Here is a 23,071-nt window from a genome sequence, read left to right as displayed (position 1 = left end):
GGGCGGCGGCGGGGCCGCCCGGTGAGAGGGGGTCACTCGACCGCCAGAGCCTTGTCCAGCAGGTCCTGCCCATCAGGAACCTCTTCTACGAAGGCTTTGTAGGACGTCTCTTGTGCCAGGGCGCGCCAGGCTTCGAAGTCTTCCGGGCTCATCTCGGCAATTTCGACACCAGCCTCTTCAAAGACCTTGGCCGAGTTTGCGTCCTGTTTCTTGGCTTCTTCCAGATAGAAGGCCTGTGCTTTTTCCGAAGCAGCCAGCAGGGCGGCCTGCTGTTCTTCGTTCAGACCATCAAAGGTCGATTTGTTCATCAGCAGCGGCTGATACATGAACCACAGGGCCACATCGCCCGCAGGGGTGTAGCACGCGACCTGCTCGTAGATGCGATAGCTGACGAAGGACGAAGACGAGGTGTTGGCTGCCTGCAGAACGCCGGTTTGCATCGCGTTATAGATTTCCGACGATGCCATGGATGCGATCGAAGCATCTGCACCTGCCAGCATTTGCTCGAACGACTTACCAGCCGCGCGAGTTTGCAGACCCGCCACATCCTCGGGGTTGGTGATGCATTTGTCCTTACCGGCGAAGCCACCAGCCAGATAGCCGTGTACCAGAACCATTACATCATCGTCGGCCATCTTGGCCTCAAGCGCGTCCATGAAGGGGGAATCCGCCAGGCGGGCTGCGTGATCGTGGTTCTTCACCAGACCCGGCATCAGCGTCAGGTTATAGGCGGGCTGCTGGCCACCGGCATAGCTGAGCGGCAGAACCGTCATATCCAGCTGACCCCGGCTGAGCGGCTTGTACTGCTCGCGCGGTTTGAACAGCGATTTCGAGCCGAAGATCTTGATGTCCAGGTCGACATCGGCAGCGGCGACCTCATCGGCGACCATCTGCGCCACCTGATGGCGGATGTCTTTGTTCGACCACTGATGCGACAGACGTAGTTCTTTTGCACTGGCCAGCGTACCGGCAGATGCAAGCGCCATCGCGGCAACGGCGGTTTTGAGAATGGCTTTCATTTTTTCCTCCCTGTGAAACCCGGGCTGACCGGGGATACTGGAAATCATAGGGGGCTTATGTTTTTTTAGTCAAGTATTTTGTATACAAGAATTGAATTCTTGAGTTCTCGTTAATTTGTGAATAAAACAATAAGCCATGGACCAACGCCTTGCGGATACCATTGCCCAAGACCTGGAAGAGCTGATCTTTGACGGCACTTTCCCAGCCGGAGATCGTCTGGACGAAGTTCGCCTGGCTGATCAATTCGGCGTTTCACGCACACCACTTCGAGAAGCATTTCAAAGGCTTGCCCTGTCGGGGTTGGTTGACCTCATCCCGCGCCGTGGCGCTTTTGTCCGACAGCCCGGCCCGGTGGAGCTGATGGAGATGTTTGAGGTCATGGCTGAGCTTGAAGCTGTTTGCGGACGCCTTGCTGCTCTGCGCATATCGGACAAGGCTTTGGAGGATTTGTCCGACGCAAACAACAAGTGCCAGATGGCGGTGGATGCCGGGGACCCGGATACCTACTACCTCGAAAACGAGCGGTTTCATCGAATCATATACAATCAGTCCGGCAACTCGTTTCTGGAGCAAGAGGCGTCGAAGTTGCATAGAAGGTTGAAACCCTTCCGGCGGCAACAGCTGCGGTTCCGTGGACGTATGGAGCAGTCGATGTCCGAACACGAGGATATCGTGAATGCGCTCGACAAAGGAGATCCAGAGGAAACGGCGAATGCATTGCGCACCCACGTCGCCGTGCAGGGCGAGAAGTTCCACAACCTCATGGCCTCTTTGAAGAACACATCCGAATAACGTCATTCGCGCAGTGCGCGGCGGTGCCCAGGGCCACCTTGAGGCTGGGATGTCTAGCGGTATAAGCAGACGGCTTTGTATATTGGTTGGGTGAGGGGCGACTTAACTGGCTATCACTTATTCATCCATGGCGAAGTCGATATGAATGTGATTGCCATCAGGATCCCAGACATTCAGTTGCACAATATTTGCTGCAGCCAAATCCGTGCGCCGATACGTGACGTCCAACTGTTGCAGCTTGTCCTCGAACGTTGCGCGCCCGTTTGCGGAGAACGCGAAATGCTCAAGCTTCAGGCTTGTTTCCGAACCCACCGCTTCGGTCTCAACCCCCACTAAGTGCACGTAAGCGGTGTCGCCGGCATAGAGCCATGCGCCCGGAAACGGAAAATTCGGCCGTTCACCGACCCTCAATCCCAATACGTGTTGGTACCATTCGATCATCTGGCTCAGACGCGTAGTCCGCAGGTTCACATGATTCAGAGTCTCGATTGGCATGTCTTACCTGCGCGACCATTTGATCGAGCAACCCATCGAGGTGATCTGCTCGCGTGGTCCCTGACCGGTTTCTGAGATTTGGAGCATGGCGTTGACCAGTTCCGGAGTTCGATTATCGGTCGCTCCCATGTGTGCATCATCCAGTCGACCGCGATATTGCAGCTCACCATTGGCGTTCAGTCCGAAAAAATCCGGCGTGCAGACTGCGTTATACGCTCGACCCACAGACTGGTCCTCATCAACGAGATAGGGAAAGGCGAAACCGTTGCGACGTGCAAATTCCTCCATCCGGGGCGGCGCGTCTTCAGGGTAATCCTGATAATTGTTGGACATCACCGCCAAAACGCCAATGCCTTTGGACATAAGGTAATCCGCATCACTTGCAAGCCGGGCAGCGATGGCTTTGACGTATGGACAATGATTGCAAATGAAAGCGATCAGCAAGCCGTTCCCCAGATGGTCAGACATCTTGACCGGCACGCCAGCCGGAGTTTTTAGCGTGAAGTCCGGCGCCTTCCAGCCAAAGTCGCAGATCGGGGTGTCCAACAGCATGATCGCCTTCCTTTGTGATGAGCCTGGGTGGCGTTCAGCCGACCGAGGTCATTTCGTTCAGCGTGAATTCCGCAACCGCACCTTCGGTGGCGGCCATATAGTCCTTCAGATGCTGATTATTCATATGGGTTTGCCACAATTCGCGCGATTCCCAGTTCTCATAAAACAGGAAATGCGCTGGATTGTCGTTATCCTGATGCAGGTCGTAATTGATACATCCCTCTTCGGCGCGAGTGATGTCGATCAGTTTGATCAGCTCAGCCTTCACCAGTTCGATCTGATCCGGGTTGGCCTTGATGTTGGCCACGATGGTTAGTTTTGCCATGTTATTTATCCTCAATCGGTACTGAGGAGTACTTATCCCGTTGCCTCTGCCGGATAAACGGGTATTGATCGGATAGATAATCCGGAAATTCCGCATAATGCTTCTGAAGAACATCGCTCTATTTCTGCAGATCGTCGAAAAAGGTTCACTCACCGCAGCCGCGCGCGAGGCGGGATTGTCCGCAACCACAGTGTCCGAGCGACTGGCAGCCCTCGAAGCACACTACGGCGTCGTACTGCTGAACCGGACGACCCGTTCCGTCCGCTTGACGGAAGAAGGCCGCGCACTGGTCGAAGGTGCGCGCGAAGTATTGGAATCCGTTGACGAGCTTGATGCGCGTATCCGTATGGGTGCACAAACGCTCAGCGGACCTATCCGAGTGTCCGCGCCCAATGACCTGGGGCGCTCGATTGTGTCAAAGGCAATCGGGAATTTTCTGACAGAGCATCCGGATATTTCGATCGAACTGTCGCTTTCGGATGGCTATGTCGACGTGGTGGGTGAAGGTATCGACATTGCTTTGCGCTTCGGCGAGATCGGTGACAGCACATTGCGAAGACGTAGTCTGGGTGAGTTTCGGCGGCTGGTCTGTGCTGCACCGAACTATCTGGAGCGGCAGGGAACCCCAAGCGCGCCATCGGACTTGAGCACGCATAACTGCCTCGTGATGCGATTTGGTACCCATCTCGATAATCAATGGCGCTTTGGGCACGGTTCTGAGCAGCAGGTCGTTACCGTCAGAGGTGATCGCGTCGCCAATGATGGCGCGTTGGTTCGGCAGTGGGGGTTGGAGGGGCGCGGGATCATCCTGAAATCTGCGCTGGATGTCAGCGCCGACATTGATAATGGAGACCTAGTAGAAATCCTGCCATCTTACGCGCCATCACCGACGCCGCTGCAGATGCTCTTCCCACCTAGTCGAACCCAGCCACGGCGTGTGCGAGCCTTTGCGGATCATCTTGAGAAAGCTGTGCGCCGTTCCGTGGAGCAGCACATTGACTGAGACCGAAGCCAGTTCAAATTGTCAGATGTTATCCCTGAAAACCGGTTCACACGGATAGCAGGCCGTGCGAACCGGGCGCAGAAAATTTGCTTAACGTGCTCCCAGCATCCGCCTCAGGGTACCGTCCTTGTTGATGATGTGGTGCTTGATCGCTCCGACGACGTGCAGAAGGATTGCAGCGATAACGATCTTGGCGGCTAGAATGTGGATGAGCTCACCAAGCTCTGCCAGGCTTTCATTGATGGCAATTGGTCGCCCGGTGTCGCCAAGGTTGGCCGCCACCAGATCCAGACCAAAGAGTGTCAGCCCGCGACCGGACATATAAGCATCCAGCATACCCGACAACGGCATCGCGATCGTGCCCAGGATCAGCACCCAATGAACCACCCGCGCCAGACCGTGTCCCATACGGGTGTCAGAGTTGACCTCTTGTGGCCATCCCATGCGCAGACGCAGAACCGCACGCCATAGAATGAAGACAAAAAGGAGCATGCCGAGGGATTTGTGAAGACCGTACAGGGCGAACTGTTCCGTGCGGGTCAGGTACAGACCCATGGCAATGACCGCGATCATACCCAGCCCGATGATCCAGTGCAGAGAGATCTCGGTGCGGGTCAGAGGTGTGGTAGACATGGCTCGTTCCTTTGTGATGTGCCAAGCGTTGAGGACTAAACGGTCAAGCCGGGCGGTTCCGGCGAAATAAACCTGTTCGCCTTAGATTTTGCTCAACGGATCGATTGTCGTTGAGCAGCAGGCCAGCACGGTCTTCTGTCGCGGCACTGAAGTCGGCTGGTATCTGGGCATAGCTGGGAGCTTTCGGTGCAGGACTGGTGGAGAACACCCAGCCTCTCGCGACCAGGTGCAATCCGGCGACGTTGACACACCTACACGCGCAATGCGCAGGCAAGCGCTGAAATCATCCTCGCTGTTTCGACCGCCCTGATGTGGCGATGACTCGACTTCACCCCAGTGATTTATTTGGCGGCTTCAGAGTTCTAGATTGACGGTCTTCGATCATGATTATTTCGACTTGATGGGCTTATGCGTTGCGAGAGTTTATTGGCCGTACTCTTTGGTCGGGTTGCGATAGATTGTGTGGTAGTGCCCCGAACCCACGGCGCTGCTGCCTACATTGCCGCCGGTCGACAGCATCTCGATGATCAACGTCGGGCCTTGGATGCGCATATATGTGGGTGTGTTGACCTCATCGGTTCCCGACCAGGCAAATGAGATGTCTTCCAATCCATCAGACAGTTCGGCCATGCGCGGGATGGCGTTTTCATCCGGCTGAATCGCAACCCATTCCTTGATGGCAGCCAGCAATAGCTCTCGCTGCCCGGTATCCATATCCGCGGCAGACAAGCCGATCACCGACGGAATGGTGCCATCCTGCCCCGGTCCGGTCAGCACATCCTCGGGGATTGTGCCCGCATCTGCAGCGGTCTGTTGTGCTGCGTTCAGAGCAGAAAAGACTGCGTACCCGGACAGGTGCATGTCGCGCACAGCCTGATAGTCAACTCCGTTGACTGTAAATATTGCCGGTTCGGTGCCGACAAACGTGGGCGACATGGTTTCGATCCGGTTGCTTTCGATCGAGATGTTCAGGGCAAGATGATGCCCGCCGAACTGCCATCCCCATGATCCGTCGGTTGAGGGTATGCCGAAGAAAGACAGCCAGTAATTCTCTGGTGCCCATTGCAGCTGTTTGGCGCGCTTGTCCGCACTCAGGAACGTCTCAGCGGCCAACGCCTCGACCACGCTCTGATAGCCGTCCTCGCCCAGCGATGACGCCAGGAATTCAAACAGCAACGCGCGCTGCTCGTCCGAGAGTTCGCCGACCGAGATACCCGTCCGCTCAACGATCCCCGCAGGCAGGTTGGACCATTGCGCGCGGTTGGGGCTGCCCATATCAAACATGAACTGAGCCTTCGCGCCATCGTCGATGCTGGCCAGAAACGTCTGGGCCGCCTCAAGGGCTGCGACGCCCGATGCCGGTCCGTAAGGCTGCGCGTAGGCTGGGATCGGGAAGATCTGCGCATGTTCATGAGTTGGGGCTTCATGTGCGAACGCGGTCGTGGCGAGGAACAACGCTGCGGTTATCGTCAAAGCTCTCATCGTCATTATCCTTTATTCAATGTCCGTAGCTTCGGGCCAAATCACGCGCAAATCCTCGCGAAAGGCGAACCGCTCTAAATGAGAGCCAAGGATTTCTTGCAACTTCTGCAACTGTTCAAAGGTCTCGGCTTGGGCGCTCAACCGCAGAATGTCACCCTCGGCCTGTGCCCGCGCCGTGCCAGCTGAAAAGTGGAACACGACCTCATCTGTTTGTCGTTCAACATTGATCTTGTGGCCAAAATGTTTGGAAAGCTGTTCGACATACCCGTCGGCCTTCGGGGTTGAGAGCATGGTTTTTGATGACACTGGCATCCGGCAATCTCCGCTTTGTACTGAAGCGGATATAGCAACGCCATATTTGCTGGATTAGTTCGTTTTGTCAGATTTCTTTCTTCGATGAATTGAATGAATGGATATCCGTATCCGAAGGTTTATTCCATAGTGGCTGCTGACCAGACCACCTTTATCCAGCTTCAGCGCGCGATTTGTTGGAAGTTTAGGCACCCTGAAAGAGCGCCTGTGCCCATTCTGGAGGTCTTAAACAGCGGCTGCGGTCGAAGCGAATTTGGTCGATAGCGTTCAAAGTCCGATCATGTCGTTTCCTGCAAGCGGGTTTCGGGAATCGTCAAGTGAGCCGTCGTCAAAACTGAAAGGATCGTGGAAACTGCTGGAGAAACCTGATGACGACAGAAACGGTAACTCGTTCCCGGTCTGGTGGGCGGTTGGCCCGCCGCGCCATCCGCACCGCACCCAAGTTTGACATGCTTCCGGGCCTGACGCGCGGCATACCGCTGTGCGAGGTGATGGATCAGGCGCATGTCGAACGGATCGACGCGGCCTCGATGGATATATTGGAGAATGTTGGCGTCCAGTTCCGTGATCCGATTGCACTGGAAGACTGGAAGAAGGCGGGCGCAAAGGTCGAGGGCGAGCTTGTCTTCCTCGATCGGGGCTTGGTGCGCGAATTGATCGCCACGATCCCTTCGGATTTCACCTACCACGCGCGCGACCCGAATAAGAATGTGCGGCTGGGTGGAAATCACTCAATCTTTGTGCCGATGACCGGCGCGCCGTTCCTGCGCGATCTGGATGATGTGCGCCGTAACCCGACGCTGGACGATCTGGCGATGTTCCATAAGCTGGCACATATGATGCCCGCGCTGCATTCTTCGGCACACCATATCGTCGAGCCATATGATCACCCGATCAGCCAGCGGCATTTGCGGATCACCTATTCGTCCATGAAGCACTCGGACAAGACGTTCATGGGCATGACGACATCGCCCAAGAACGCCGAGGATGTGATGGAGATGTGCGCGATCCTGTTCGGTGAGGATTATCTTGAGGATCACCCTGTCACCACGGGTAACTGTAACGGAAACTCCCCGCTGGTGTGGGACGAAACCATGCTGGGCGCGATGCGCGCGTTCTGCCGCCGTAAGCAGCCGGTGCTGTGTTCGCCTTTCGTGTTGGGCGGTGCCAACACACCCGCCAGTGTACCGGCCACAGTGGCGCAGTTGAACGCCGAAGCGTTAAGCGCGCTGGCCTATACTCAGGTCATCCGCAAGGGGGCGCCCGCGATCTACGGGCATTACCTATCCACGGTCTCGATGAAGTCCGGTGCACCGATGGCAGGTACGCCTGAGATCAGCCTCATGAATTTCATGATCGGCCAGATGGCGCGATACTATGGCGTGCCATGGCGGACCTCGAACACGCTGGGCGGGGCCAAGACCTTTGACGCGCAGGCCGGGTACGAATCCGCTACCACCTTGAGCGCCGTGATCCACGCTGGAGCAAACTATATCTGGCATTCGGCGGGCTGGAATGAGGCCGGGATGCATTGCTCGGTCGCGAAGTTCATCGTCGATGCCGAACAATGCGCAATGGCTTATCGCATGGCGGAAGGCCCCAAATGGGCCGACTTCGATCAAGCTGTCGCAGCGGTTCCTGATGTAGGCCCCGGAGGTCACTATCTGGGCCATCCGCACACGCAGGAGAACTTCCAGCAGGCTTTCTTCATGCCTGAGCTCTTCGACAACAATTCGATCGAGCAATGGCAGGCCGAGGGCAGCATCGAGATCACCGAGCGCGCTCTCAAACATGCGCGCAAGCTGCTGGCCGAGTATCAGGAACCCAAGCTGGACGATGCCAAGAATGAAGCGCTGCTGGATTATATCGCGCGTCGTGAACGTGAGATACCGGCGGCGGATGAATTGAACCAGTCTTACTGAGCCGGATACACTCCCCGAACTGGCCCGTCTTTCTTTTGAGACGGCTTCTTTTTTGAGTTCTCAAACGCGAAACGCCGCCCGAATTGGGCGGCGTTCTTGGTTTGGATTTGAGCGCTGTGGCTTATTCAGCAGCCTGTGTAGCGGTGCCTTCGTGCTTGTCACGCAGACCGTCACGGTAGAGCGCTTTGCACAGCGAGATGCACATCAGGCCCATTACCATGGTGAATGGCAACGCACCGATGATCATCGCGTTGCGCAATGCGTCCATCGGGTTGTTTTCACCCGCTGCCAGGATCAGCGCACCAATGACTGCCGTCAGGATCACACCCCAGATGATACGGTGCTTGATGCCCGTCTCCTGGCTGCCGCCTGACATGATCGTATTCATCACCAGAATACCTGAGTCCGCAGAGGTCACCAGGAAGGTCATGATCAGGATCACGCACATCACGTTCAGCATCGACAGCAGGCCACCGTCGATCATGTAGGACAGCGTCACGAACAGCTTGTTGGTGTTCGATGCGCCGATGATCGCGCCCTCGGCCGCGCCTGCCAGCTCAAGGTCAATCGCCGTTCCGCCCAGAACGGTCATCCATGCAAAGCAGACCAGCGCAGGTGCGAAGACGCAGCCAAGGATGAACTCACGCACGGTACGTCCCTTCGAGATGCGTGCCAGGAACAGGCCCACAAACGGCGAGAACGCAATCCACCAAGCCCAGTAGAAGGTGGTCCAGCCGGCTTGCCAGCCGAATTGACGACCTTGCTCGCCTGCGGCATAGGCTGCGGCCAGTGTGGCCTCATCCAGTTCCGCCGCTGCCCCTTCCAGACCGCTCTTGAAGCCGTCAAAGCTGCCCCAGGCATTGGTTGCACCGCCCATCAGGGCATCCGCGTGGGCTTGTGCCTCGGCAGGCAGAGCTGCCGCGAAGGCTTCGGCCGAGAGCGGACCATAGGCACCGAAGCTCAGCGAGATGAAGTGCAGGATATAGTCGACCATTGCCGTGCCATAAGTGGTCATGGCGAAGACGAACGAGCCGAACACAACGAAGGTGCCCAGCAGGATGATCGACAGAACCAGGTTCAGGTTCGACAGGTATTTCACACCCCGGCCAACACCCGATACCGCCGAAATGATCGACAGGCACATGATGACAACCAGACCCGTGATCAGACCCACTTTGGACGGGGTTGGCACTTCACCACCCAGATCCATCACCCATTCCATGCCGGTGATGGCATAGACACCGTCGATGAACTGGCTGACGCCGTAACCAATGGTGACGGAAACACCCAGGATCGTTGCAACAACACCCAGCACGTCAACCACATGGCCCAGAAAGCCGTTCATCAGCTTGCCGAACAGCGGCGTCAGGGCCGAGCGGATGGTCAGCGGCATGTCGCGGGTATAGGCGTAGTAGGCCAGCGACAGGCCAGTCACCACGTAGATCGCCCAAGCATGGAAGCCATAATGCAGGAAGGTGAAGCGATAGGCCGACTGCAGCGCCTCGGGCGTGTTGCCGGCCACATCTTCCGACACCACCACCGGGTTCGAGCCCCAAAGGCCCAAAGGCTCGGCTGTGGCAAAGACCATCAGGCCGACGCCCAGACCGGCCCCGAACATCATCGAAAACCACGAAAAGTTCGAGAACTCGGGCTTTTCGCCCGGTGTGCCCATGACGCGTTTGCCGGTGCCCGGAATGATGGCCACTATGGCCAGAAAGAAGAAGAACAGCCCGACGATGATGACGTAGAAGCCGTTGAAGCTTTCCAGAAGCTTGCCGTTCCAGCTGCCCAGCGTGCCGTTCGCATTGGCCGGAAACACCAAAGCCCACAGCACCAGCGCAACCATGATCGCCTTACTGATAAGCGCAATCGGAACGCTGTAATTCTCATAAAATCCGGCATCCGCCGTCTTTATCTCCAAATCCGTAAAAGGGTCCTTTATCGACATCTAATTCCTCCCGTGTCGAGTTTCCCGCCATTCACTGGCTGTTCTTATTGGCATGATCGCAAATCGGTTTATTCGTCGGTTGCTTTCCATTCCTTCCATCTCAGGATCAGGTTCGCTCCAATCTCGCGGAACGGTTGCGGAGGCAGCTGTTTGGGCGCAGCCTCGGCGTTGAAATGTCGTGAAATTTCGGATTGATGGCCGCAGGCCATCTCGGCGGCAGCGATGCCTGTCAATGTGCCGCGCGCTGTGCCCAGCCCATTCTGCACGCAGCCCGAATAGACACCGGTATCGATTTCCCGCGCCACAGAGACGCTGTTCAGGCTCAGGCAAAGGTGACCGGCCCATTGATATTCCATCTGATAGCCCGCTAGTTGCGGAAAGCGCTGGTCGAATTTGCGTTGCATGACTCTGCCAGCCCGGCGCAAGTCGCTTGCGGAGGCCGCCATTCTGGGACGCAGCGCTGCGCAGGTGCGGGTGATAATCCGGTTGCCGCCCTGACCGGTGTCTATGCGGCGCACTGTCGTGCCCATCGGGTCAGACGGGGTCACGCCCCAACGGTTCTGCCCACCCAGTTTGCGAAGTGCGTCATCATCCAGCTCGGGTGTCATCGCGGCAAACAGGAACAACTGCATCAGTCGGTTGCGCTCGATCCCGAAGCTTTCCAGATGACCATTGACGGTCAGTATGACTTTCGGAGCAGTCACCGCGCCTTTTTGGGTCATTACCTGCCAGCCTTCACCCTTGCGGGCAAAACCGGTAACGGGACTGTTTTCGAAGATGCGCACGCCTTGTCCGACAAGCCCGTCTGCCATCCCTCGGATGTAACCAGCGGGTTGCAGCATCACTGTACCAGACGTGTAAAGCCCGGAAACGTAATGGCGCGAGCCGGTCAGTTCGAACATCTGCTGCGGGTCCAGCACCTGACTCTCCTCACCCAGCGAGGCGAGATGCTCAGCGTAACTTTTGTTGTGGGCCTCGGCTTTTTCAGTGGCAGCCCCATTCACCTTGCCAGAGGGATCAAAGAAATTCGGATCGATCTGGTATTCTTCCACCGCCGACCGGGCAAAGCTTATGGCCTGCCGGTTCAATGCGATCGTTTTTTGATCATCACCACCGCCGGAGTAGTCGTCCGAGGCCAGATCATGCGGCAGGTCGATCATGAAGCCCGAGTTTCTTCCTGCAGCTCCCTCTGCTACGCGCCCGGCCTCGATTACCACGACACGGGCATTGGGTTGCAACTGCAGAATGCGCCGGGCTGCGGATAGGCCAGCATATCCTGCACCGATGATTGCGAAGTCGGCGCTTTGATCGTCATCCAGCACTGCCGCAGGGACCTGGTCGCCCAGAATGACACTCCAGGCGGCAGGCCCTCGTTGGACCGGTAGGGTATGTGCAGTGTAGCGTGTCAATTCACAGCCTCGTCTGCGTCATCGGCAAGATCAATCCAGATGGTTTTCAACTGGGTATACTGATCATGGGCGTGAACCGAGTTGTCACGTCCGCCAAAACCCGACTGTTTGAAGCCTCCAAACGGCGTCGAGATGTCGCCTTCGCCAAAACTGTTCACTGTTACGGTGCCAGCGCGCAATGCACGGGCGCCGCGGATCGCGCGTTTTGCATTGGCGGTGAAGATCGATGCGCAGAGCCCGTATTCGGTGTCATTGGCAACCGAGATTGCCTCATCAAACCCGGACACTTCGATAACCGACAACACCGGGCCAAAAATTTCCTCGCGCGCAAGGACGGCATTGTTATCAGAGACTTCGACAACTGTGGCCTCAACAAAGCCGTTATCAGCCTTGCCACCGATCACGACGTTTTCGGCCTGATCCAGATAGCCGCACACCTTGTTGTAATGTCCTTCGGACACCAGCGCGCCCATGCGGGTTTCCGGGTTCAACGGGTCGCCGATATTCCACTGCTTGGCGTGATGTGCGATTCGGTCCAGCAATTCGCCTTTCACGTCTTTGTGTACGATCAGGCGCGAACTGGCCGAGCAATTCTCACCCATGTTCCAGAATGCGCCATTGACCAGATGCTGGGCCACGCGGTCCAGGTTCTCGGCATCGTCCATCACGATGGCAGGGTTCTTGCCGCCCATCTCAAGCACAACCTCTTTGGCATTCGACTCCGCCGAGTAGGTCAGAAAGCGCTTGCCTGTCACGGTCGAGCCGGTGAACGAGACCATGTCGATACCCATGTGACGGCCAATCGGTTCTCCGACATCCGCCCCTCCGCCTGGCACGATGTTGAGAACGCCGGCCGGGATACCAGCCTCCATCGCCAACTCTGCCACACGCAGCGCAGTCAGGGTGGTTTCTGCCGCCGGTTTGACAACCAGCGAGCAGCCCGCAGCCAGGGCCGGGCCGATCTTCCACGCCAGCATCAACAGCGGGAAGTTCCATGGTAGCACCAACCCTACGACGCCAATGGGCTCGCGGATGACCATTGCGATATGATCATCGGAGGCGGGCGAGACCTGATCGTAGATTTTGTCGATCGCTTCGGCGTGCCATTTCAGGCAGTGGATGGTCTCGGGTACATCCACGGTCTCACAGTCATAGATGGTTTTGCCGCTGTCGATGCTTTCCATCATCGCAAGCTCGCGCGCGTTGCGGGTCATCAGTTTGCACAGGCGGATCAGCACATCCTTGCGCTCGGACGGGTGCAGTTTCGACCAGCGGCCATCGTCAAAGGATTCGCGCGCCTTTTCGACCGCAAAATCCACGTCTGCGGCATCGCAGGCGGCAATCTCGGCCAGTTTGTCGCCTGTGGCCGGATTGACGGTTGTAAAGGTTTTGCCGGACATCGCCGGGCGGAAGCTGCCATCGATGAAAGCGCCGGTAGGCAGGTCCAGACCCGCGGCAATGGATTTGTATTCGTCCTGAGTCAGCAGATTCATGTCTATTATCCTTCTGCCACGATGTCGGCGATTTTGCGTTTCAACACACGCGTGACCTGTTCCAGCGCGCGTTTGTCATCCTTGTTCAACCCGCGCAGCGGTGGGCGCATGACGCCTGCATCGATCCCGTTCATGGTGACGCCATGTTTGATGGTCTGGATGAACTTGCCACCCTGTTCCAGCACGTGCATCAGCGGCAGCATCGCTGACATGATGCGGCGGCCTTTGTCGAAATTGCCCTCGACCACACAGGCATTGTAGAGCGCCACGTGTTCGGCAGGCAGGAAGTTCGACCCACCACAGACCCAGAAGGGCGCGCCCCAGGCGAAAAATTCCAGCGCCTGATCGTCCATGCCGCAGCCCAGCTGGATATGTGGATAGTCGCGTGCCAGCAGATGCACCCGATTGATATCGCCTGAGCTTTCCTTGATGCCGCAGAAATTGCGGCTGCGGCCGACGCGATCCAGAAACTCTTCGCCCATCATGGTGCCGGTGCGGTGTGGATAGTTGTACAGCATCACCGGTAGATCAGCGGCCTTGTCGATGGCCAGCGCGTTCAGCGCGTTTTCCCGATCGGTGGGCACCGAATAGGCCGGGCTGGCGAGCAGGATCGCATCCGCGCCAATCTCGCGCGCGCCAGCGGCCAGAGCGATCGAATCCGGTGTCATCATCGCGCCGGTCCCTACGACCAGCGGTAGACGACCCTGCAAACGCTGATGGGTGAACTTGGCCAGCTCCAGCCGCTCGGCCACGGTCTGGGAATAATTTTCGCCGGTCGATCCGCCTGAGATCAGGCCGTGCACGCCGTTTTCGATCAGGTATTCGATCACATCAGACAGGGCATCCCAATTGACGCTGCCATCTTCATGATAAGGGGTCACCACCGGGGTGTAGATCCCTTCAAACTTGAACAGGGGAGTCATTTACATCCTCATGCAGGGTTTTTGCGCGCCACTGTCCCCAGCGGCAGGTCAAGCCCGGTGGGCGTGACGAACAGCTCGATCTGGTCGCGCGAGAGATTCCAGTGATCGATGGCCAGCTGCGCAGCAGCCGCCTCATCACCTGCCTCGATGGCGGTGATGATGGCGTCATGCTGGGAGCTGGCTTCAGAGAGATCTTCAACCATCGTCGCATCTTGCGGACGGTAGAAGGTCATGCCGATCCGGGCGTGGTCGATCAACAGCCGTTTGAAGGATGGCAACAGATAGATGTTATCCGCCATATCTCCGGTAACCTCATGGAACCGGTTGTTCGCCATCGCCCGATCCGCACCCGAACCGGATCGCAGCGCCGTTTTGAATATGTCTTGCGCTTGCTTTAACTCATCTAATTGGGCGGGTTTTGCGTTCTTGGCGGCCAGCTGCAGGATGGCGCCGTAGATCATCGGTGCCGCTAGAAAAAAATCTCGCAGAGTGGTATAGGACATGCCAGAGACTCGCGCGCCCCGATTTTCCCGCAGCTCCACATAGCCTTCGCCTGCAAGCTGCCGGAACACCTCGCGCAACGGCGTGCGTGATATCTGAAACTCATCCGACAATGTCGCTTCGTCCAGATCCGCACCGGGGCTCATGGCCAGAGTCAGGATTTCGGTCTTGAGGTGTTCATAGAGTTCCGACTTCCGGCGCCGGGCTGCATCTTTCATCAAAACTGCTCCATTTCGTGGCTCCGAGTCTCTTGTGTGCGAGGTCGATTGCGCAGCCTTACAAGAAAATACAATTTGAGTACAATGAAAAAAATAGGAGTATGCAATTTCTTCCGAACGGGCTAAGCGACAGATTGGGATGTGCGTTCGCCGACAATCGCCAACCCCAAGGCTCACTCAAACCAGAGGACAGATATTTTTGCTGTCTGCTGGAATTCTGATACGAAGGTCACCATGTCCAAAACCCAGCATTTTACGTTCTTGCTGATCGAGGAGTTCTCTCATCTGGCCTTTTCCTGCGCGGTCGAGCCCCTGCGGATCGCCAATCTGGTTCAGGGCGAAGAGCTATATAAGTGGTCGATCTTGTCCGAGGATGGAGAAAGGGTAACCTGCTCCAACGGCATCGTGACGATTGTGGATGGGGGAATCTCGCACATCCCGAAATGTGATCGGCTGTTTGTTCTGTCCGGCATTAACATGCGCAACCACGTGACCCGCCCTTTATTGGGCGCGCTACGGCGTGAACGGGCGTTGGGAACTCCTATCGGGGCGTTGTGTTCGGGTTCCTGGCTATTGGCCGAGGCGGGTTTTCTGGATGGGTCAGAGGCTGCGATCCACTGGGAATATCATGACAGTTTCATGGAAGCTTTCCCCGAAGTGAATCTGGTGCGCAGCGTGTTCACGGCGGATGGCAAATACATCAGCGCGTCGGGGGGGACAGCGACTGCTGACCTGATGCTGCATCTAATCGAGCAGGATCACGGCCATGACCTGGCGGTCTCGGTGTCGGATCAGATGGTGTATAATGCCGTTCGCAATTCAACCGCTGAGCAGCGCGTTTCATTGCAGTCGCGTAACGGGATGCGCAACGCTCATCTGGCAAAGGCGATCCAGATCATGGAGCGGAACCTCGAAGCCCCGATTTCTCCGACTGAGATTGCGTCAGAACTTGGGATCTCCACACGCCAACTTGAGCGACTATTCGGAAAATTCCTGAATGCGTCGCCGAAGAAGTATTTCATGGAGATGCGACTGGATCGAGCTCGGAAGTTGCTGCTGCAGACTGAGGCTTCTGTCACGGATGTCGCGATCGCTTGTGGATTTGAGAACCCCGGGCATTTCTCGCGGGTGTACCGCGCCAATTTCGGCATCACGCCACAGATGCAGAAAAACAAGATTGATTGAAATGCTGCTATGCCCACAAAACAGCAGGTGAATCCTGCGATTTGCGGGTTTGACGCCTGACTCTGGTCAGGATACGAATTCTTAGCCTGTGTTTATGTGGGTATTTTTGTCATAATCCAACAATTATGTGGACTTCTTTAGCTATTTTGTTACACCCGTCCTTCAAGGATGGAATAATTAGATGACGGACCAGTTCTCTCTCACGCCGCGAGAGATGCAATTGCTAGAAGCCTTACGTAGCCTCGGAGGCGATGCGCGCAACGCCGAGTTGGCGAGTTTTCTTGATGTTTCGGAAGAAACGATCCGGCGTACGGTCAAGTCGCTCTCCAAGCGTGGTCTGATTTCGCGCGCCCACGGTGCCGCGCGCCTGACCGGGGCGCAGCATGATACTAATTACTTCCAGCGACTGGGTGCGCATATCAACGAAAAGCGCAGGATTGCTGAAGCAATCGCAGATCTGGTTCCCGATGGCGCATTTCTGTTTTTGGATGTTGGAAGCACCACGGCCTTCGTGGCCGAAGCATTGCGAGGCAAAAGTAGCCTCAGGGTAGTCACTAATTCCTCGAACGTGGCGCACACGCTGCTTGCGCGTCAGGGCAACCGCGTGTTTCTGCTGGGCGGCGAGATGCATCGTGACAGTCTGGGCGCGTTCGGCTTCGTCGCGGAAAGTCAGGCCAGACGGTATCTTTATGATTTTGCTATCCTCAGCGCGGATGCCTTGAGCGCCAAGGCGGGCTTCATGTATCTCGACCCGACGGAAGCTGAGCTTGCTGCCGTCGTCGCGGAGCGTGCCGAGATGACGATCATGGCGATGGTTCATCAGAAACTCGGGGCTCTCGCCCCACATCAAGGGCTTGATCCACGGCTGATTTCGAAACTCGTGATCGATGCTGAGCCGGGAAAGAAGCTGTCCGCCAGGCTGGAGCATTGGCAGATCGAAGTTGAGGTGGCCGCCTGATGTCACTGACCTCTTTATCAGAAATTAGGAAATACGGAGCAGACCAAAAAGCCCGCATTTCAAACCGGCAGAAAGATCGCGCAGAATGGCAATTTTAGTATTCTTGACGCAACTGGCCGGTGCCACAATGCTCTTGCTGTTTGCGGTTCGTATGGTCCGCACCGGGATCGAGCGCAGCTATGGCGCGTCGTTTCAGCGGGTGCTGACGCGGAATGAAAGCATGGTGGGTTCGAGCCTTACCGGCCTGCTGTTGGCGGTAGTGCTGCAATCGTCGGCGGCGGTTGCGCTGCTGGCCTCGGGCTTTGCCGCCGGTGGATATCTGGCCTTTCCCGCCGGTCTGGCTGTTGTGCTGGGCGCGGATCTGGGCTCGGCACTTGTGATCCAGATTCTGTCGTTCCGACTGGATTGGTTGGTTCCGCTATTGCTGGCAGTAGGCGGCTGGCTGTTCGTCAAGACCGAACGCAAGAAGCCGCGCCAGATCGGGCGCATTCTGATGGGGATTGCCTTTATCCTGATCTCGCTGCGGTTCCTGCGCGAGGCAATGGATCCGATCCGTGACAGCGCCTTCCTGCCTGCAATCGCCGACTATCTGGTGCGTGATTACGTGACTGCATTTCTTGTCGGCGGTGCTCTGGCATTTGTCATGCACAGCTCGGTGGCGGCAATCCTGATGTGTGTCACATTGGTGCAAATCGGTGCGTTGCCATTTTCCGCCGGTCTGTCCCTTGTTCTGGGGGCGAATATGGGCAGTGCGCTGATACCTGTCTGGCTGACCCGTGGTATGGAGGCGCGCGCCCGTCGCATCCCCTTTGCCAATCTGGCGTTGCGCGGGGTTTGGGCGGTGCTCTGTCTGTTTGCTGCAAATCTGGCTTTGCGTTCCGGGTTGGTAAGTGGCGATTACCAAGGTCAGATGCTGGTGAACGCGCATCTTATGTTCAATGCCTCTTTGCTGATCCTGTCGCTGCCGTTCTGCACGTTGCTACAACTTCCGTTCGAACGCCTCTTCCCCGATGCTGCGCCAAACAGTCAGGCCGATCCGCTGGCGCGCCCGGTCAGCGCGTTGGATCCCGGCTTGGTTGAAACGCCGACACTGGCCGTCTCGGCGCTCAAGCGTGAGCTTCTGCGCATGGCTGATTTGGTGCAGATGATGTTCAGCCCCTTGCTTGGCCTTTACCGATCTGGCGATGAAGAACAGATCAAGGCCATTCAGGATATCGATCTGGATGTGAACCAGTGCCTGACGGATATTCGCACCTTCGTGGCCTCACTGCCGTCCGAGAACATGGACTCCCGGCATGCGGATGTTGCCCGCGACGTGCTGGAATACGCGGTGCGTCTTGAAACGGCAGGGGACGTTGTGGCCAAACGACTGACCGTGCTGGCATCGGAGTTGCGCGAGAGCGGTAAGCAGTTCTCGCCGGAAGGCTGGGCGGAACTGCAGGAGATGCACGAAAAAATCCTTGCGAATCTCAAACTGGCAACGAACGTGATCCTCTCGGAAGACCTTGAGAGCGCGCGTCTGCTAAATCTCGAAAAGACAGAGATCAAACGGGCCGAGCGTGACAGTCGCAAGCGGCATTTCCGCAGGTTGCAGAACGGTATGATCGACAGCTTTGAAACCAGCGATGTGCATCTCGAGACCCTGCGCGCATTGCGCGAGTTCAACAGTCATATCGCAGCGATCTCGACACCGATTCTGTATTCGAATGGCCAGTTGCTGGAAACGCGGTTGATTGAAACCTTGTCGCAACGAGAACGCGAAGCGGAGACCTGAGAGCCACCTGCGTTTCGCAAGATTTTCGGTCGTATATCGGCGCTGCTTTGCCCACATTTTGGTCCACGTCGCGCATTTGCGGGGCGGCTTTTTTGCGGCCGCTCGACATCTATAAATAAATCCTATGATAAGATTGATATTATCGATTTTACATATGGGCCTCCGGATTGCAAAGGGTTGATCACAACGCGGTATCGGAGGTGAAGGATGAACAGAAGTGACCGGAAGATTGAAGCACCCCGTTTGGGTGAAGCTTATCTTCTGACGCCGGGGCCTTTGACGACATCTTATCCGGTGAAACAGGCGATGCTGCAGGACTGGGGCAGCTGGGACGAAGATTTCCGCGCGATGACGCGCGAGATGCGCAGCCGGTTGCTGGCGTTGCTGGGCGAGGGTGCCGAAGAGTTTGACTGCGTTCCGATGCAAGGCTCGGGCAGCTTTGCGGTTGAGGCGATGTTGGCGGCGTTCATTCCGCGGGATGGCAAGGCGCTGGTACTGGCGAACGGGGCTTATGGTCAGCGTTCGGCGCAGACGCTGGCCTATCTGGGACGCGATCATGTGGTGCTGGACAAAGGCGATTACTTGCCGCCGCGAGGGTCGGAAGTGGCCGAGATTCTGGCCCAGGATCCTGCGATCACCCATGTAGTTGCGATCCATTGCGAGACCTCATCGGGTATTCTGAACCCGGTCGAGGAGATTTCGGAAGCCGTCTACGGGGCAGGGCGCAAGCTGCTAATCGACTCGATGTCGGCCTTTGGCGCGATTGAACTCATGCCGTCTGAGATTCGGTATGAAGCGATGGTTTCCTCCGCCAATAAATGCATCGAGGGCGTGCCAGGCTTTGGCTTCATTATCGCCCGCAAGGATGAACTTGAGGCGGCCAACGGCAACAGCCACTCGCTGTCTCTGGATGTGCACGCGCAATGGGCGCATATGGAAAAGACCGGCCAGTGGCGGTTCACGCCGCCGACCCATGTGGTTGCGGCCTTCCTTGAAGCGCTGCGCGCGCATGAGGCCGAAGGCGGTGTTGCAGGCCGTGGCGCACGCTATGCTCACAACCGCGATGTAATGGTCGCGGGCATGCGCGAGCTGGGCTTCGAGACCTTGCTGCAGAACCGCTGGCTGAGCCCGATCATCGTGACGTTCTTCTGCCCTGCGGACGAGAACTTCGTCTTTGACCGCTTTTATGAGCTGATGAAGGACAAAGGCTTTATCATCTATCCCGGCAAGCTGACGGTTGTGGACAGTTTCCGCGTCGGCTGCATCGGGCAAATGGATGAACATGTGATGCGGCAGGTTGTGGCCGCCGCCAAGGACAGCCTGGCCGAGATGGGGGTCGCGAGCGCGGCGCCTCCGGCACGGGCACTGGAAGAACGCGCCAAACTGGCCGCCTGAAAAGACAAAGGACACTCCTCAAATGACCATCCATACCCCTGTGACCGCGAATGAGCGCGTCTATCCCGCGCCAAAAGTTCCGGCCATCGCCATCTGTCTGGACGGCTGTGAGCCGGAATATCTGGAAGTGGCCATCGCCAAGGGCCTGATGCCGACGCTCAAGCGCATCCGCGAGACTGGCACCGACCGACTGGCGCATTCGGTGATCCCCAGCTTCACCAACCCAAACAACCTGTCCATCGCCACCGGTCGTCCACCGATCGTGCATGGCATCTGCGGCAACTACCTGATCGATCCCGATAGCGGCGAAGAGGTGATGATGAACGATGTGCGTTTCCTGCGCGCACCGACCATCTTCTCGCAGTTCTACGAGGCGGGTTATCGCGTTGCCATGGTCACCGCCAAGGACAAGCTACGCGCACTGCTGGGTGCGGGCCTCAAGTTTGACGAAGACCGCGCGGTGGCGTTTTCCTCGGAGCGCTCGGGTGAGACCACAAAGGCGGAACACGGCATCGATAATGCCAGCGCGTGGCTGGGCATGGATGTCCCCGAGGTCTATTCGGCAGAGCTGTCGGAATTTGTATTCGCCGCGGGCGTGAAGCTGCTGAAAGAGTTCAAGCCTGACATCATGTACCTGTCGACCACCGACTACATCCAGCACAAGTTCGCCCCCGAACAGCAGGGCGCTTTGGACTTTTACGCCATGTTCGACAAATACCTCGCGCAGTTGGATGAGCTGGGTGCGGCCATTGTCGTCACTGCAGACCACGGCATGAAGCCCAAGCATAACGCAGCGGGCGAGCCCAATGTGATCTATGCGCAGGACCTGATGGACGAATGGCTGGGCGAGGGTCAGGCCCGTGTGATCCTGCCGATCACCGACCCTTATGTGGTTCACCACGGTGCGCTTGGAGCTTTTGCCACCGCCTATCTGCCCGAAGGTGCGGACCGCACGGACATCATGACGAAACTTGAAGCACGGGATGAGCTTATCCTTGTCATCGACAAGGAAGAGGCGATCCGCCGCTTTGAACTGCCCGCCGACCGGATCGGCGATATCGTGATGATCTCGGGCGAGAACATGACCATTGGCACCTCGGCAGACCGCCACGATCTGGCCGCGCTGAAAGAGCCGCTGCGCAGCCATGGCGGCTTGACCGAGCAGGAAGTGCCCTTCATCGTCAACCGCGTGATTGACCTGCCGGGCCAACCCGAGGAACTGCGCAACTTCGATGCATTCTTCTATGCCACCACGGCGGCGGCGCAGTAACTATGAAAGATCAGGCAATGACTGAGATCAGAAACGAAGGGATGCGCATCGGCGGCGAGATCGTCTTTACTGACGAGACCGTGCCAGTTCTCTATCCCTACACCAATGAGGTGATCGGCCATGTCCCCGCGGGCAAGGCCGAGCACGCCCGCCGCGCGTTCGAGATCGCGGCAAACTACAAATCCAAGCTGACCCGGTACGAGCGCAGCCAGATCCTGCAACGGGCCGGAGAGCTGATCGGTGAGCGCCGCGAATATCTGGCCAAATGGCTGGTGCTGGAGCTAGGCATCTGCCACCAACACGCGATCTACGAGACCAAACGTGCGCAGGATGTCTATCAGTTCGCCGCTGCCGAGGCGCTGAAGGATGATGGCGAGATCTTCTCGTGCGACCTGACCCACAATGGCAAGGATCGCAAAATCTTCACCACGCGGGAACCTGTGGGCGCGATCAGCGCGATCACGCCGTTCAATCACCCGCTGAACATGGTCAGCCACAAGATCGCGCCGTCGATTGCGTCGAACAACTGCATGGTGTGCAAACCGACCGAGTTGACGCCGCTGACGGCGCTGACGCTTGCGGATATCCTCTATGAAGCGGGCCTGCCGCCCGAGATGTTCCAGGTGGTCACTGGCTGGCCGCAGGACATTGGTGAAGAGATGATCGTCAATGAAAATATCGACATCATCACCTTCACCGGCGGCGTGCCAGTGGGCAAGATGATCGCGGCCAAGGCGGTTTACAAACGTCAGGCGCTGGAGCTGGGCGGCAACGACCCGCTGATCGTTCTGAACGACCTCAACGATGCCGATCTGGACAAGGCTGCGACCATTGCGGTGGCCGGTGCCACCGGCAACTCGGGTCAGCGCTGCACTGCGATCAAGCGCATTCTGGTGCAGGAGAGCGTGGCTGACAAGTTCGTGCCGCTGGTGTTGGAGAAGGCGAAGAAGATCAAGTACGGCGATCCACAAGACCCCGAGACCGAACTGGGCTGCGTCATCCACGATAAGGCGGCAGAGCTCTTTGAGAACCGTGTTTACATGGCCGAGAAAGAGGGGGCAGAAATCCTCTATCACCCCGGCCGTCAAGGCGCGCTGCTGCCCCCCATCGTGGTCGACAAGGTGCCCCATGACAGTGAGCTGGTGATGGAGGAAACTTTCGGCCCCATCATCCCCATCGTTCGCGTGCCGGACAATGATGAGGAAGTCATGGCGATCTCGAACTCCACCGAGTTCGGCCTGTCTTCAGGTGTTTGCACCAACGACCTGAACCGCGCAATTGCCTTTATCAACGGGCTGAACGTGGGCACCTGCAACATCTGGGAACAACCCGGATACCGCATCGAAATGTCCCCCTTCGGCGGCATCAAAGACTCCGGGAACGGCGTCAAAGAAGGTGTTATCGAGGCGATGAAGTTTTTCACTAATGTGAAGACGTATTCGATGCCGTGGCCAAGGTAAG

General features: G+C 57.3%; 20 protein-coding genes and 1 pseudogene. 9 read left to right on the top strand and 12 right to left on the bottom strand.

The window, feature by feature from the left end:
- Positions 1-32: 32 nt before the first annotated feature.
- A complete protein-coding gene (gene dctP, locus ACR0AZ_RS20480; RefSeq protein ID WP_480472069.1) occupies positions 33-1,019 on the bottom strand; it encodes a TRAP transporter substrate-binding protein DctP in 987 nt (328 codons plus the stop codon).
- Positions 1,020-1,155: 136 nt separating this feature from the next.
- On the opposite strand from dctP, the gene ACR0AZ_RS20475 reads away from it, so the two are divergent.
- The gene (locus ACR0AZ_RS20475; RefSeq protein WP_480472068.1) at positions 1,156-1,812 is read left to right on the top strand and encodes a GntR family transcriptional regulator; all 657 of its coding nucleotides are present in this window, start codon (positions 1,156-1,158) and stop codon (positions 1,810-1,812) included.
- A 117-nt stretch (positions 1,813-1,929) separates the two neighbouring features.
- On the opposite strand, the gene ACR0AZ_RS20470 is transcribed toward ACR0AZ_RS20475, so the two are convergent.
- From ACR0AZ_RS20470 to ACR0AZ_RS20460, 3 genes and pseudogenes are all read right to left on the bottom strand, one after another.
- The gene (locus ACR0AZ_RS20470; protein WP_480472067.1) at positions 1,930-2,307 is read right to left on the bottom strand and encodes a VOC family protein; all 378 of its coding nucleotides are present in this window, start codon (positions 2,305-2,307) and stop codon (positions 1,930-1,932) included.
- A 3-nt stretch (positions 2,308-2,310) separates the two neighbouring features.
- Complete coding sequence (locus tag ACR0AZ_RS20465; RefSeq protein WP_480472066.1) at positions 2,311-2,859, bottom strand: thioredoxin family protein; 549 nt, start codon at positions 2,857-2,859, stop codon at positions 2,311-2,313.
- 151 nt (positions 2,860-3,010) lie between these two features.
- Positions 3,011-3,184, bottom strand: a pseudogene (locus ACR0AZ_RS20460) (putative quinol monooxygenase); the annotation flags it as partial.
- A gap of 97 nt (positions 3,185-3,281) precedes the next feature.
- On the opposite strand from ACR0AZ_RS20460, the gene ACR0AZ_RS20455 reads away from it, so the two are divergent.
- The gene (locus ACR0AZ_RS20455; RefSeq protein WP_480668150.1) at positions 3,282-4,187 is read left to right on the top strand and encodes a LysR family transcriptional regulator; all 906 of its coding nucleotides are present in this window, start codon (positions 3,282-3,284) and stop codon (positions 4,185-4,187) included.
- A gap of 90 nt (positions 4,188-4,277) precedes the next feature.
- On the opposite strand, the gene ACR0AZ_RS20450 is transcribed toward ACR0AZ_RS20455, so the two are convergent.
- The 3 genes from ACR0AZ_RS20450 to ACR0AZ_RS20440 form a co-directional block, all read right to left on the bottom strand.
- Positions 4,278-4,820, bottom strand: a complete 543-nt coding sequence (locus ACR0AZ_RS20450) for a cytochrome b (RefSeq protein WP_480668149.1) — start codon at positions 4,818-4,820, stop codon at positions 4,278-4,280.
- Between the two features lie 423 nt (positions 4,821-5,243).
- Positions 5,244-6,302 carry a DUF3500 domain-containing protein gene (locus ACR0AZ_RS20445; RefSeq protein ID WP_480668148.1) on the bottom strand — a complete coding sequence of 353 codons (1,059 nt, stop codon included), beginning with the start codon at positions 6,300-6,302 and terminating at the stop codon, positions 5,244-5,246.
- A 12-nt stretch (positions 6,303-6,314) separates the two neighbouring features.
- Entirely contained in the window at positions 6,315-6,614 is a 300-nt protein-coding gene (locus tag ACR0AZ_RS20440) for a DUF2218 domain-containing protein (RefSeq protein WP_480472062.1), read from the bottom strand.
- Between the two features lie 368 nt (positions 6,615-6,982).
- Between ACR0AZ_RS20440 and ACR0AZ_RS20435 the strand changes: the two genes are divergently transcribed.
- Complete coding sequence (locus ACR0AZ_RS20435; protein ID WP_480668147.1) at positions 6,983-8,536, top strand: trimethylamine methyltransferase family protein; 1,554 nt, start codon at positions 6,983-6,985, stop codon at positions 8,534-8,536.
- A 121-nt stretch (positions 8,537-8,657) separates the two neighbouring features.
- Here the strand turns inward: ACR0AZ_RS20435 and ACR0AZ_RS20430 are convergent, their stop codons facing one another.
- From ACR0AZ_RS20430 to ACR0AZ_RS20410, 5 genes are all read right to left on the bottom strand, one after another.
- Positions 8,658-10,484 carry a BCCT family transporter gene (locus tag ACR0AZ_RS20430; protein WP_480472060.1) on the bottom strand — a complete coding sequence of 609 codons (1,827 nt, stop codon included), beginning with the start codon at positions 10,482-10,484 and terminating at the stop codon, positions 8,658-8,660.
- Positions 10,485-10,552: 68 nt separating this feature from the next.
- Entirely contained in the window at positions 10,553-11,893 is a 1,341-nt protein-coding gene (locus ACR0AZ_RS20425) for an NAD(P)/FAD-dependent oxidoreductase (protein ID WP_480472059.1), read from the bottom strand.
- Complete coding sequence (locus ACR0AZ_RS20420) at positions 11,890-13,386, bottom strand: aldehyde dehydrogenase (RefSeq protein WP_480472058.1); 1,497 nt, start codon at positions 13,384-13,386, stop codon at positions 11,890-11,892. Before ACR0AZ_RS20420 ends, ACR0AZ_RS20425 begins: the two co-directional genes overlap by 4 nt.
- Positions 13,387-13,391: 5 nt before the next feature.
- Positions 13,392-14,309: a dihydrodipicolinate synthase family protein gene (locus ACR0AZ_RS20415; protein WP_480472057.1), complete on the bottom strand. Its 918-nt coding sequence runs from the start codon at positions 14,307-14,309 to the stop codon at positions 13,392-13,394.
- Between the two features lie 8 nt (positions 14,310-14,317).
- Complete coding sequence (locus tag ACR0AZ_RS20410; protein ID WP_480668146.1) at positions 14,318-15,028, bottom strand: GntR family transcriptional regulator; 711 nt, start codon at positions 15,026-15,028, stop codon at positions 14,318-14,320.
- A gap of 234 nt (positions 15,029-15,262) precedes the next feature.
- On the opposite strand from ACR0AZ_RS20410, the gene ACR0AZ_RS20405 reads away from it, so the two are divergent.
- The 6 genes from ACR0AZ_RS20405 to phnY all read left to right on the top strand — a co-directional run bounded on the left by ACR0AZ_RS20405 (position 15,263) and on the right by phnY (position 23,070).
- Entirely contained in the window at positions 15,263-16,213 is a 951-nt protein-coding gene (locus ACR0AZ_RS20405; RefSeq protein WP_480472055.1) for a GlxA family transcriptional regulator, read from the top strand.
- A 181-nt stretch (positions 16,214-16,394) separates the two neighbouring features.
- On the top strand, positions 16,395-17,171 hold the full coding sequence (locus tag ACR0AZ_RS20400) for a DeoR/GlpR family DNA-binding transcription regulator (protein WP_480668145.1): 777 nt from the start codon (positions 16,395-16,397) through the stop codon (positions 17,169-17,171).
- 85 nt (positions 17,172-17,256) lie between these two features.
- On the top strand, positions 17,257-18,945 hold the full coding sequence (locus ACR0AZ_RS20395; RefSeq protein ID WP_480472053.1) for a Na/Pi cotransporter family protein: 1,689 nt from the start codon (positions 17,257-17,259) through the stop codon (positions 18,943-18,945).
- A gap of 207 nt (positions 18,946-19,152) precedes the next feature.
- Entirely contained in the window at positions 19,153-20,340 is a 1,188-nt protein-coding gene (locus tag ACR0AZ_RS20390) for a 2-aminoethylphosphonate--pyruvate transaminase (protein WP_480472052.1), read from the top strand.
- A 22-nt stretch (positions 20,341-20,362) separates the two neighbouring features.
- Positions 20,363-21,610: a phosphonoacetate hydrolase gene (gene phnA, locus ACR0AZ_RS20385; RefSeq protein WP_480472051.1), complete on the top strand. Its 1,248-nt coding sequence runs from the start codon at positions 20,363-20,365 to the stop codon at positions 21,608-21,610.
- A 17-nt stretch (positions 21,611-21,627) separates the two neighbouring features.
- Complete coding sequence (phnY, locus tag ACR0AZ_RS20380; RefSeq protein ID WP_480668144.1) at positions 21,628-23,070, top strand: phosphonoacetaldehyde dehydrogenase; 1,443 nt, start codon at positions 21,628-21,630, stop codon at positions 23,068-23,070.
- Position 23,071: the final 1 nt, after the last annotated feature.

This window comes from Ruegeria sp. BE3 (assembly GCF_056538865.1).
The sequence above is the reverse complement of the archived record's forward strand: the minus strand, read 5'-3'. Positions and strand labels throughout refer to the sequence as shown.

What these genes read in the sequence shown, in the direction of transcription:
- ACR0AZ_RS20455 (WP_480668150.1), top strand. Translation starts at nt 3,282, where the DNA reads ATGCTTCTGAAGAACATCGCTCTATTTCTGCAGATCGTCGAAAAAGGT.
- ACR0AZ_RS20445 (WP_480668148.1), bottom strand. Translation starts at nt 6,302, where the DNA reads ATGAGAGCTTTGACGATAACCGCAGCGTTGTTCCTCGCCACGACCGCG.
- ACR0AZ_RS20475 (WP_480472068.1), top strand. Translation starts at nt 1,156, where the DNA reads ATGGACCAACGCCTTGCGGATACCATTGCCCAAGACCTGGAAGAGCTG.
- ACR0AZ_RS20415 (WP_480472057.1), bottom strand. Translation starts at nt 14,309, where the DNA reads ATGACTCCCCTGTTCAAGTTTGAAGGGATCTACACCCCGGTGGTGACC.
- ACR0AZ_RS20470 (WP_480472067.1), bottom strand. Translation starts at nt 2,307, where the DNA reads ATGCCAATCGAGACTCTGAATCATGTGAACCTGCGGACTACGCGTCTG.
- ACR0AZ_RS20420 (WP_480472058.1), bottom strand. Translation starts at nt 13,386, where the DNA reads ATGAATCTGCTGACTCAGGACGAATACAAATCCATTGCCGCGGGTCTG.
- phnY (WP_480668144.1), top strand. Translation starts at nt 21,628, where the DNA reads ATGACTGAGATCAGAAACGAAGGGATGCGCATCGGCGGCGAGATCGTC.
- ACR0AZ_RS20405 (WP_480472055.1), top strand. Translation starts at nt 15,263, where the DNA reads ATGTCCAAAACCCAGCATTTTACGTTCTTGCTGATCGAGGAGTTCTCT.
- phnA (WP_480472051.1), top strand. Translation starts at nt 20,363, where the DNA reads ATGACCATCCATACCCCTGTGACCGCGAATGAGCGCGTCTATCCCGCG.
- dctP (WP_480472069.1), bottom strand. Translation starts at nt 1,019, where the DNA reads ATGAAAGCCATTCTCAAAACCGCCGTTGCCGCGATGGCGCTTGCATCT.
- ACR0AZ_RS20395 (WP_480472053.1), top strand. Translation starts at nt 17,257, where the DNA reads ATGGCAATTTTAGTATTCTTGACGCAACTGGCCGGTGCCACAATGCTC.
- ACR0AZ_RS20450 (WP_480668149.1), bottom strand. Translation starts at nt 4,820, where the DNA reads ATGTCTACCACACCTCTGACCCGCACCGAGATCTCTCTGCACTGGATC.
- ACR0AZ_RS20430 (WP_480472060.1), bottom strand. Translation starts at nt 10,484, where the DNA reads ATGTCGATAAAGGACCCTTTTACGGATTTGGAGATAAAGACGGCGGAT.
- ACR0AZ_RS20400 (WP_480668145.1), top strand. Translation starts at nt 16,395, where the DNA reads ATGACGGACCAGTTCTCTCTCACGCCGCGAGAGATGCAATTGCTAGAA.
- ACR0AZ_RS20440 (WP_480472062.1), bottom strand. Translation starts at nt 6,614, where the DNA reads ATGCCAGTGTCATCAAAAACCATGCTCTCAACCCCGAAGGCCGACGGG.
- ACR0AZ_RS20465 (WP_480472066.1), bottom strand. Translation starts at nt 2,859, where the DNA reads ATGCTGTTGGACACCCCGATCTGCGACTTTGGCTGGAAGGCGCCGGAC.
- ACR0AZ_RS20410 (WP_480668146.1), bottom strand. Translation starts at nt 15,028, where the DNA reads ATGAAAGATGCAGCCCGGCGCCGGAAGTCGGAACTCTATGAACACCTC.
- ACR0AZ_RS20435 (WP_480668147.1), top strand. Translation starts at nt 6,983, where the DNA reads ATGACGACAGAAACGGTAACTCGTTCCCGGTCTGGTGGGCGGTTGGCC.
- ACR0AZ_RS20390 (WP_480472052.1), top strand. Translation starts at nt 19,153, where the DNA reads ATGAACAGAAGTGACCGGAAGATTGAAGCACCCCGTTTGGGTGAAGCT.